Below are 354 nucleotides of genomic sequence, written 5' to 3' on the forward strand. Positions count from 1 at the left end.
ATATATAAAATGGTGGAGGGGGACGGATTCGAACCGCCGAACCCTGAGGGAGCGGATTTACAGTCCGCCGCGTTTAGCCACTTCGCTACCCCTCCGAATGATATGGTGGAGGATGACGGGCTCGAACCGCCGACCCTCTGCTTGTAAGGCAGATGCTCTCCCAGCTGAGCTAATCCTCCACATTGCCTAGCGACGTCCTACTCTCACAGGGGGAAACCCCCAACTACCATCGGCGCTGAAGAGCTTAACTTCCGTGTTCGGTATGGGAACGGGTGTGACCTCTTCGCCATCATCACTAGACCTATTTTGCTTGACCCTCATTAGAGACAATGATTATTATATCATGATCTTTTG

General features: G+C 52.3%; 2 tRNA genes and 1 rRNA gene. All 3 read right to left on the bottom strand.

From position 1 onward, the window contains the following. Window positions 1–10 precede the first annotated feature (10 nt). The 3 genes from AAHB12_RS31420 to rrf all read right to left on the bottom strand — a co-directional run bounded on the left by AAHB12_RS31420 (window position 11) and on the right by rrf (window position 300). A tRNA-Tyr gene (locus AAHB12_RS31420) sits at window positions 11–95 on the bottom strand. 8 nt (window positions 96–103) lie between these two features. Then, a tRNA-Val gene (locus AAHB12_RS31425) sits at window positions 104–179 on the bottom strand. A gap of 5 nt (window positions 180–184) precedes the next feature. After that, window positions 185–300, bottom strand: a 5S ribosomal RNA gene (gene rrf / locus AAHB12_RS31430). Window positions 301–354 lie beyond the last annotated feature (54 nt).

Source organism: Bacillus sp. OTU530, from assembly GCF_038440375.1.